This is a genomic window from Acinetobacter sp. B51(2017) (assembly GCF_003711395.1).
GTDB lineage: Bacteria > Pseudomonadota > Gammaproteobacteria > Pseudomonadales > Moraxellaceae > Acinetobacter.
This window is the reverse complement of the sequence record NZ_PJRJ01000052.1, coordinates 1-9,661: the sequence shown is the minus strand read 5'-3', so window position 1 is coordinate 9,661 and position 9,661 is coordinate 1. Positions and strand designations below refer to the sequence as shown.

Below are 9,661 nucleotides of genomic sequence, written 5' to 3'. Positions count from 1 at the left end.
TACCGTTTTCGTTGGTATCGTTCACCGCTGGGATCACGATATCAGTCAAGGCATCTACACGGTCTTGGAAGTCACCCGCTTCGGTTGGGAAGTCGTCAACAATTGCATCCACCGCTGCTTGTGCATCTGCTTTCGCTTGTTGTGCATCTGCAAGGGCTTGAGTTAAGTCATCAACTTCTGCTTGGGTCACAGCATCATCTGCAAGGGTATCTGCAAGAGCTTGTTCTGCTGCTGCATATGCTGCTTCTGCTTCTGCTACAAGGTCTTCTACTTCATCCAAGTCAGAATCGCTGTCCGAGTCAGAATCAGAATCGCTGTCCGAGTCAGAGTCGCTGTCCGAGTCAGAGTCAGAATCGCTGTCCGAGTCAGAGTCGCTGTCCGAGTCAGAGTCGCTGTCCGAGTCAGAGTCGCTGTCCGAATCAGAGTCGCTGTCCGAGTCAGAGTCGCTGTCCGAGTCAGAGTCGCTGTCCGAGTCAGAGTCAGATCGCTGTCCGAGTCAGAGTCAGAGTCGCAGTCCGAGTCAGAGTCAGAGTCGCAGTCCGAGTCAGAGTCAGAATCGCTGTCCGAGTCAGAATCAGAATCGCTGTCCGAGTCAGAGTCGCTGTCCGAGTCAGAATCAGAATCGCTGTCCGAGTCAGAATCAGAGTCGCTGTCCGAGTCAGAGTCGCTGTCCGAATCAGAGTCAGAATCGCTATCCGAATCAGAGTCAGAATCGCTGTCTGAGTCAGAGTCAGAATCGCTGTCCGAATCAGAGTCAGAATCAGAGTCGCTGTCTGAGTCAGAGTCAGAGTCGCTATCCGAATCAGAGTCGCTGTCCGAGTCAGAGTCGCTGTCCGAGTCAGAGTCAGAGTCAGAATCGCTGTCAGAGTCAGAATCAGAATCGCTGTCCGAATCAGAGTCGCTGTCCGAGTCAGAGTCGCTATCCGAATCAGAGTCACTATCTGATTCACTCTTATCATCATCACTTGCAGCTAAAGCAATGATTCCGCCTACTGCAACTGCGCCTAAAGCCCATGGCCAAATATAGGCGCCTACAAAATCATCCCCATAAAGGAGTGGTCGAATATTTTGATCTTCAACTAAATAATATTTTAAGGTATCTAATACACCATCTTGATCACTAAATTCGACGCGATAAAGTTCGCCCGAATCGCTAGTAAATACAATCGTGTTATCTGGGAAAGAGAAAAAGTTATCAAGTACGATAACCTCACCATTTTTTAATGTAATAACCGCCGAATTTCCTTGTCGTACGATAGAAGCAATCTGTTCTCTCGGCACATTGACTAAGACAACCGAGTTTTCGCTCAAGGATATTTGGGAGGACTCACCGGACTGTAAGGTCTGATGACTCTCCTTTGCTACAACAGAGAGCTGAGCCATAATTGGTAAACCTCTTTATTTTGAATCATTTGGATTTATTTTAAGTAACTCGTATAAATACTATCTTGAGTTCCATTTTATTTTTTGCCAACTAGCACAAATACTATATATTCAGTCTTCAAATCTTTAAAATATAAAAAAACCTCTTTAATTTGTTTCATTACATTTTCTAAATGTAATCATAAACTTAGCTAATTATTGTTTTTTTGTAAAAAACATTTTTTTACATAATCACTTGAATTTAATGATAATTCACTTGTTTTTGCGCATAAGAAAATTACATAAAACAATGATGGAACCAGTTTTTTAGTTATTGAATTTCTTCAATTTATTTTTATTCAATCTCCCCTACCCTCTTTAAACTTAAATAGATAAAATCGTTAAATAGATGATTTATACTGTGATAAGGCTATTTAAACTTTATTAAGCTTGCGTTGTAAATATAGTATTTTTCTTTTAGTGTAATGACATTTTTTTAAAACAGATAGTGTTTATTATCACATTTTAATCAAGATAGATTGATTTAATCACAGTAAAAAAGCCCGCAATTGCGGGCTTTTATAATAAGACTTGACTTTTAACCTTTCACAGCCTGAAGGCTTAAGCCTTGCTGATCTTTTTGTTTGAGGCGTTTAATCACAAATAATGCAAATGCTGCAAAGAAAGCTGGGATGGCTAAGACAGACATAATTTCAAAACTTGACAGGTTAAGTGACATTAGCCAGCCACCAATTACAGAACCAATCACCGACCCTGAGCGACCAACCGCATTGGCCCAGCTTACGCCTGTTGCACGGCAATGTGTTGGATAAAAACCTGAAGTAAATGCATTTACACCTACTTGAGAGCCACTAATCCCGACACCGACACCAAACATCGCGAGCATCAGTAATAACATATTGCCTTGTTCAATCCCAAGACCTAAGCAGACCAAGAAAATGCCGCCTAATACATAAACAAAGCTTAGTACTTTGGCTGGCTCTACTTTATCCATACATAGACCAATGACAATTGCACCAATCGTTCCACCAATTTGGAAGATTGAAGTCAGCCATGAAGCATTGACTAAGTTAAAGCCTTCATTGGTAAGTAGCGTTGGCATCCAGCTTGAAATCATATAAATGATCAGTAAGCTCATGAAGAAAGTACACCAGATTAAAATAGTCCCTAAGGCATATTGACGGCTAAACAGTTCTTTAATGCCAACATTTTTAACTTCATTGCTACCTGGGAGTAAGCTTGGCAATTGCTTTAAATGTGGGGCAATACGTTGCATCACACGATCAATCTTGGCTTGTGCATGGTTTTTAAGCACCATAAAGCGCAGTGATTCAGGGAGTAAGTACATCAAAAACGGTACTGTGAGTAAGGGTAAAATACCACCGATCATTAAAATGCCATGCCAACCAATATGCGGCAGTAATTGTGCTGATGCAATCCCACCTAAAGCAGAGCCAATGGTAAAACCACAGAACATTAAAGTTACTAAACTCGAACGACGTTTGGTTGGGCTATATTCTGAAGTTAAAGTGATTGCATTGGGCATTGCCCCACCCAAACCTAAACCAGTAATAAAGCGCCAAATGACTAAAGATTGTAAGTCTGTGGTAAAGGCACTAATTAAGCTTGCTAAGCCAAATAAAATTACAGAACCCACTAGAATGGGTTTACGGCCAAATTTATCCGCAAGTGGACCAAAGACTAAAGCGCCGGCCATGAGACCAAATAAACCTGCACCAAATAAAGGGGCTAAATCCGTGGCCGTGAGTGCCCACTCGGCTTTCAGTGCGGGTGCAATAAAGCCTACCGCAGCCGTATCAAAGCCATCAATCGCGACAATCAAAAAACATAACCACATAATCAGTTTTTGTGAGCGCGATAATGGATTTTGATCAATAAAATTTTGTACATCTATCTGTTGATTTTGAGACATGACATCTCTCCTTTTTCGTCGTGACGCGACGCTGTACATCCCTTGCTAAAAATGCCCCCAAGGTCACTTGAGGGCATTTCAATCAAAGCAGTTTAGGCAACATTTACCGTAATGCCTGTTAAGCCTGCTACTTCTGCATGCATTTGGTCACCACGAACCACTGCGCCTACCCCTTCTGGTGTACCTGTAAAGATTAAGTCACCTGCTTTGAGTTCAAATAATGTTGAAAGATTCGCGATGGTTTCGGCAACATTCCAAAGTAGATGAGTTAAATCACTACGCTGTTTGGTTTCACCATTTACAGTTAAGTGAATATCACCTGAGGTAATTTCACCTGCTTGTTCAAGCGTATGAATGAGTCCAACAGGTGCTGAGTAATCAAAGGCTTTACCCACTTCCCAAGGACGACCTTTTTCACGGTGTGCCATCTGTAAGTCACGACGTGTCATATCTAAACCCACTGCATAACCAAATACATATTTAGCCGCTTCTTCTACTGAGATGTTTTTACCATCTTTACCAATGGCAACCACTAATTCAATTTCATAGTGATAGTTAGAGGTTTGCGTTGGATAAGGAATCGTCACTGCTTCACCTGCAGGAACCGGTACGATTGATTCTGGGTCGTTTGGCTTACAGAAGAAAAATGGTGGTTCACGATCTGGATCGAACCCCATCTCACGTGCATGTGCAGCATAGTTACGACCGACGCAGTAAACACGACGTACTGGGAATAATGCATCAGTATCTTTTACAGGTAGACCGACGATAGGCATTGGATTAAATACGAAACTCATGCTTCTTTCCTTAAGTTTATTGATTCAGTTGTGCTGTTAAGCAGCATCGGGTTGATTCATGGGTGCAGCTGCTTGGAACGCAGGCAATGCTATACATGCATCATAAATTTTTTGAATATTCGGATATTTGCTCATATCCACTTTAAAGCGCTTAGATGAGTCCACTTGTGCAATCAAATAAGCATCGGCAAGGGTCGGTTGATTGCCGTAGCAAAAATCACCGCGCGTTTGATCGGTTGCAAGCAAGGTTTCTAGTGCGCTAAAGCCTTCATCAATCCAGTGTCGGCACCAGCTTTGTACTTGTGCGTCATCAAGCTTTAAGGTGTTGCGTAGATATTCCAAAATCCGTTTGTTATTAATTGGATGAATATCACAGCCCACCACAGCCGCTAAGGCACGTACCTTGGCACGTCCAAGCGCATCACTTGGTAGCAATGGATGCTCTGGATGACTTTCCTCTAACCATTCAATAATCGCTGGGCTTTGAAGCAAGAGTTGATCATTGACAGCCAATACCGGCACAAAGCCTTGTGGGTTAATCGCTTGAAATGCTGAATTTTTATGCTCATTTTTCATAAGTGAAATCGGCAGCAGTTCATAGCTAATCTGTTTAAGATTTAAAACAATACGGGTACGATGTGAGGTACCACTACGGAAAAAGCCATACATTTTCATGCTGCAGTCCCCGTATAGTTTTTCGCGGCATCTAAACAGTTATCTATATTCCAATCATACAACCATGCCATAGCATTGTAGAAATCTTGGCTTTGACGACCACGCCATAAATCATTACGTACCATACGTTGTACACCTTTGGCATGGTATAGTTTGCCCATTTCACGAGATGACAAAACAATACGTGCTGTACGTGCGACACGAGCGCGTTGATAAATATCAAATGCTGCTGCGATATTATTATCGGTGACACGTAATGCTTCACCTAAAGTCACCGCATCTTCCATCGCCATACATGCACCTTGTGCCATATATTGCGTAGTTGGATGAGCAGCATCACCTAATAAAGTAATACGGCCATAGGTCCATTGATCAATTGGTTCACGATCGGCAGTCGCCCAACGACGCCATGATTTTGGTAACTCAATTAACTGACGTGCTTTAGGACAAATACCTTGGAAGTAAGACAATACTTCTTCTTTAGAGCCGTCTTTAACGCCCCACTCTTCTTGTTCGCGGCTATGGAAGGTCACCACCACGTTGTATTCTTCACCGCCACGTAATGGATAATGGACTAAGTGACAGTTTGGCCCTACCCAGATGCTGGCTGCATTCCATTGTAGATTTTCTGGAAATTCGGCCTTAGGTACCACAGCACGATAAACCACATGCCCTGTGACTAGCGCCGGATCACCCACATACTTTTCACGTACCACAGATTTCACCCCATCAGCACCAATGAGTGCCTGCCCGATGTAAGTGTTACCTTTATGGTCAACCACAGTCACGCTATCTGCATCTTGATCAACACTGACAATACGGCAGTCGGTAATAATTTCAATGTCACCGATTTCTTGCGCGCCTTCAACCAATGAGCCATGAATATCGGCACGGTGAATCACCGCGTATGGATTACCAAAACGCTGGATAAAATGATCATCAGTTTCAATCCGACCAACTTGGTATTCATCCAATGCATCATGCATCACCATATAGTCAGTATAAACTGCACGAGCGCGGGCACGGTCACCAATCTCTAAAGCATCAAAAGCGTTAAATGCATTAGGACCTAGCTGAATACCAGCACCAATTTCACCAATCTCTGGAGCTTGTTCTAAGACTTTAATTTTAAAACCACGTTTTGCTAACGCAAGTGCAGCTGCAAAACCACCAATACCGCCGCCGGCAATTAAAATAGGCATCTGATTTGACATGTGTTTCATCCTTAAAAACTATTCGCCACGTGGTCGAGTTGAATACAAACCGAGTTTTTTCTGAATCGGGGCTTCATCAGCAATAAATAAGAAGCAAGCATCTTGTGAATTATTGATTAAATCAATGTGTGCAAAACAAGGCGCACATGCTGTATCTGCTGTATCTAAATGTGAAGCTTTACCATCAATGGTAATCGCGGTTTCACCTTCAATCACATGGAAGACCATGGCAGCAGAACGTGGTTCTAATTGCACTTTTTCACCGGGACGTACCATCAGTGCTGAATAGCCAATAATTTTCTGGCAATCTTCACCTGTTTCTGGATTGACATACGCTACTTGTACTGGGCCTGCTGTATTTTCGGCTGCTAAATCAATCAGTAATTGTTTGGCATCCGACCATGGATAACGCAACATTGGGTAATTTTGTTCACCACGAATGTGTTGTACTGTTGGTACTAAACCTGCTGCATAACGTGGTTTGTTTTCTACACGTTGAATCGGTTGGCAATCTCCACCTTCAACAAATGAGGCTTCCATATAGTAGACCAGCGGTAAGTCCAATACATCTAACCAAATCACAGGTTCATCGCCATCATGGCCATGTTCATGCCATAAGCCAGATGGGGTCAGGATCAAATCGCCTTTTTCCATTGGGCATTTTTTACCTTCAACGGTGGTATAGGCTTTTTCACCTTCAACAATCAAACGTATCGCATTTGGTGTATGACGATGTGCAGGCGCCCACTCATTTGGTAACAGTAATTGCATGCCTAAATAAATCACTGAAGTGGCACGCATGTTTTCTAGGCCGTGGCCAGGATTGGCCAATACCAAGACACGACGCTCTGCTTTCTCAATTGGCGTTAGCTCACCAGCCTCTAATAATAAAGGCTTAATTTCATTGTATTTCCAAACAATACTTTTTGTATTTGGAATCGGTTTTACCGGTGGTAAAACGTTACGTAAACTTGGCCATAATGGCACTAAGTTACTTTGCTTTAAATCATCAATATAGCGAGTTGGTAAGTCTGCTAATGTGGCGAGCTGTTCCATCGCATGTCCTCTAGATTGTGATTAACAACACTCTCCGGCGTTGTTGTGTTCGTTCGTTGAAATTAATTTAACAATCGAATCTGCTTGAATCTATAAGCAAATCACAATACCCTGTATTGATAAAATCAATACAGTAATTTTGGGTAAAATATGGACATTGATACACGTTTATTGAATATTTTTCACGCGATCTATAAGCATCAAAGTGTTTCTAAAGCTTCAATTGAACTGGGGATTGGCCAACCGACGGTAAGTATTGGTTTAAATAAATTGCGTGAACATTTTCATGACCCGTTATTTGTGCGGATTGGAAATAACATGCAACCCACTGATTTATCTAATAATATTTTTCAAGAGGTGCATGACGTTTTAACCCGTTTACAAAGTATTAATGACTTTAACTTGGCTTTTGACCCTAAAACCTCAAGCCATCAATTTAATATTAGTATGACTGACATTAGTCATTTAGTCTTATTGCCAAAGCTGATTAATTATTTACGTGAACATTCACCTTATATTCGTTTAAATATTGTTCCAATTGATATGCAAACTCAAGCTTTAATGGCTGCAGGAGAAATTGACCTTGCCATTGGCTTCTTACCCCAACTTGAAGCAGGCTTCTATCAGCAGACGCTTTTTAAGCAGCACTATGTCGTGGTGGCCAATGCGAATCATCCACGTTTAAGTGGTCATACGCTCACTTCAGAGCAATTTGCCAGTGAATTACATATTGATATTTTGGCGACTGGTGGACATTACGTGGTTGAACATGAATTACAAAAGCTGGGCATTAAACGTAATATCTTGCTTCGTTTACCGAGTTATTTGGGTGTTGGCTTAGTGGTGCAAGAAACCGATGCAATTGCGACGATTCCTAACTATCTAAGTAAAGTGTTATTGTCGCGTGGGCATTTAAATATTCTAAAACTGCCGTATGACTTCCCTGAATATGGCGTTAAGCAGCATTGGCATTCACGCGTGCATCAAAATCCAGGTAATCAATGGCTACGTCGTTTATGTTTTGAATTATTTTCCGACCTCTAATACGGATATGTTTTAAGCTAAAATATCCAAAGTGCTTAATAAGTACGCATTTTATGAAAAAAAGTGCAAAAAACACAGATAAATTTGCATTTTATGAATATTAAGCGTATAAAGTGACTTCGTTGATGCGGGATGGAGCAGTCTGGTAGCTCGTCGGGCTCATAACCCGAAGGTCGTTGGTTCAAATCCAGCTCCCGCTACCAACGAAAAAAGTGATTCACCTGACTACATGAGAGATGTAGTTCTATTATCACAACAACAAAACATATATTTTTAAGTCGTTTTAGACCTCTTCTAGATTAACTGCCTATTAATCTCCTTGTATCTAAATCTTTCGTTTAGATCGTTGTATGTTCTGTTAAAAGCAAGTCAAGTATTAAATTATTTGAATTTTAAAAATATTTAAGCGCCAAGTTATCGCGCTGTGAAAAGTTATTGGTATATATATGTTAAAGCAAACTGAAAATTTAATTGCAAAATCTGTAAATGGTCATGAAATTATTGTGTCTCTAATCGCAAATAAGAAGCGTCAAAACACAAATGATGGTTTTAAATGGGTTGAAGTGGGTAAAAAAGTATTACTTGCTTCAGGTACAGAAATTGAACTGAATTTAGACGGTCGTAGTTTTTATACGGGTTTAAACGAAATGTTTAAATTAGAACGCCGTGTCTGCTAAATAAAAAACCGCCGAAAGGCGGTTTTTTTTTAATATTTTTTCTTGAAGTCACTTATCAATCTATGAAAAATTCTGCTTGTTCAATTTCTGATATACCCCTCAAGATATCATCTTTTGTCTTCTTACTTCTTACTAAAATCATAATTATTATACTTTTCTTGTAGGAATTCTTCTAAGATTTTTTCAATTTCAGGAAGACTCAACTTCTTTCCTATAAGCTTGGTAGAAATAATTTCGCTTACTTTAACCCGAATCATGGATAAGAAATTCAGTTGAAAAAAAAGATGACTGAGTTAATAAGAGAGTTACCACACACTTTTATTAACCAGCCATCCTATGTTCGAGTTTACAACTTTATTCTGCACAATTGATGATTTTTTTCAAAAAAATGAAGCGGTCTATTGGCAGTATCTAAAACAAGAAAATCCTAAAGTCAGACAGCGATCAGGTGTTCTATGCTTATCTGAAATTATCTTTATCGCAGTTTGGTATAAAAACTCTCAACTTCATCATTTTAAAGCCTTTTATGGAATGATAAAGCGCTTTTACTCCAAGCTTTTTAAAGCATTACCATCCTATCAACGGATCGTTTATTTGATCAACTAACATCAACTCGCACTTCAAGCATTACATATTTCTTTAGCTTCCAATGCTCAAACAACGTGTGCTTGGGTTGACTCTACAACTCTACCCGTATGTAAAAATCAGCGTATTCAACGTCATAAATCTTTAAAACAAATTGCCACACGAGGTAAAAGCTCAATGGGTTGGTTCTATGGATGCAAATTGCATGTATTGGTGGATGCTCAGGGTCAATTTATTCACACCCAACTTTCGAATGGCCATACTTCAGATATCAAGATTCTGCCAAAGTTAGCGCAA

At 40.6% G+C, this 9,661-nt stretch carries 9 protein-coding genes, 1 tRNA gene and 1 pseudogene; 4 read left to right on the top strand and 7 right to left on the bottom strand.

The genetic code is table 11. The features are described 5' to 3' along the window. From CYK47_RS15760 to CYK47_RS14495, 7 genes are all read right to left on the bottom strand, one after another. Positions 1-280 (bottom strand): GA-like domain-containing protein (locus CYK47_RS15760; RefSeq protein ID WP_252150301.1); only part of this gene is annotated, 280 nt, incomplete at its 3' end. Beyond that, positions 268-1,383: a BapA/Bap/LapF family prefix-like domain-containing protein gene (locus tag CYK47_RS14520; protein WP_122902506.1), complete on the bottom strand. Its 1,116-nt coding sequence runs from the start codon at positions 1,381-1,383 to the stop codon at positions 268-270. The genes CYK47_RS15760 and CYK47_RS14520, both read right to left, overlap by 13 nt. 577 nt (positions 1,384-1,960) lie before the next feature. After that, complete coding sequence (locus tag CYK47_RS14515; protein ID WP_122902505.1) at positions 1,961-3,316, bottom strand: MFS transporter; 1,356 nt, start codon at positions 3,314-3,316, stop codon at positions 1,961-1,963. A gap of 92 nt (positions 3,317-3,408) precedes the next feature. Next, a complete protein-coding gene (locus CYK47_RS14510; protein WP_122902504.1) occupies positions 3,409-4,113 on the bottom strand; it encodes a fumarylacetoacetate hydrolase family protein in 705 nt (234 codons plus the stop codon). Between the two features lie 36 nt (positions 4,114-4,149). After that, positions 4,150-4,788, bottom strand: a complete 639-nt coding sequence (gene maiA / locus CYK47_RS14505) for a maleylacetoacetate isomerase (RefSeq protein ID WP_122902503.1) — start codon at positions 4,786-4,788, stop codon at positions 4,150-4,152. After that, positions 4,785-6,002: a 3-hydroxybenzoate 6-monooxygenase gene (locus CYK47_RS14500; protein WP_122902502.1), complete on the bottom strand. Its 1,218-nt coding sequence runs from the start codon at positions 6,000-6,002 to the stop codon at positions 4,785-4,787. Before CYK47_RS14500 ends, maiA begins: the two co-directional genes overlap by 4 nt. 18 nt (positions 6,003-6,020) lie before the next feature. Further along, complete coding sequence (locus CYK47_RS14495) at positions 6,021-7,058, bottom strand: cupin domain-containing protein (protein ID WP_122902501.1); 1,038 nt, start codon at positions 7,056-7,058, stop codon at positions 6,021-6,023. 150 nt (positions 7,059-7,208) lie between these two features. Between CYK47_RS14495 and CYK47_RS14490 the strand changes: the two genes are divergently transcribed. The 4 genes and pseudogenes from CYK47_RS14490 to CYK47_RS15935 form a co-directional block, all read left to right on the top strand. After that, positions 7,209-8,102: a LysR family transcriptional regulator gene (locus CYK47_RS14490; protein ID WP_122902500.1), complete on the top strand. Its 894-nt coding sequence runs from the start codon at positions 7,209-7,211 to the stop codon at positions 8,100-8,102. A gap of 126 nt (positions 8,103-8,228) precedes the next feature. After that, positions 8,229-8,305 (top strand) — tRNA-Met (locus tag CYK47_RS14485). A gap of 243 nt (positions 8,306-8,548) precedes the next feature. Then, positions 8,549-8,779, top strand: coding sequence for a hypothetical protein (locus tag CYK47_RS14480; RefSeq protein ID WP_122902499.1), 231 nt, complete (start codon positions 8,549-8,551; stop codon positions 8,777-8,779). 336 nt (positions 8,780-9,115) lie between these two features. After that, positions 9,116-9,661: pseudogene (locus CYK47_RS15935) on the top strand (IS982 family transposase); the annotation flags it as partial.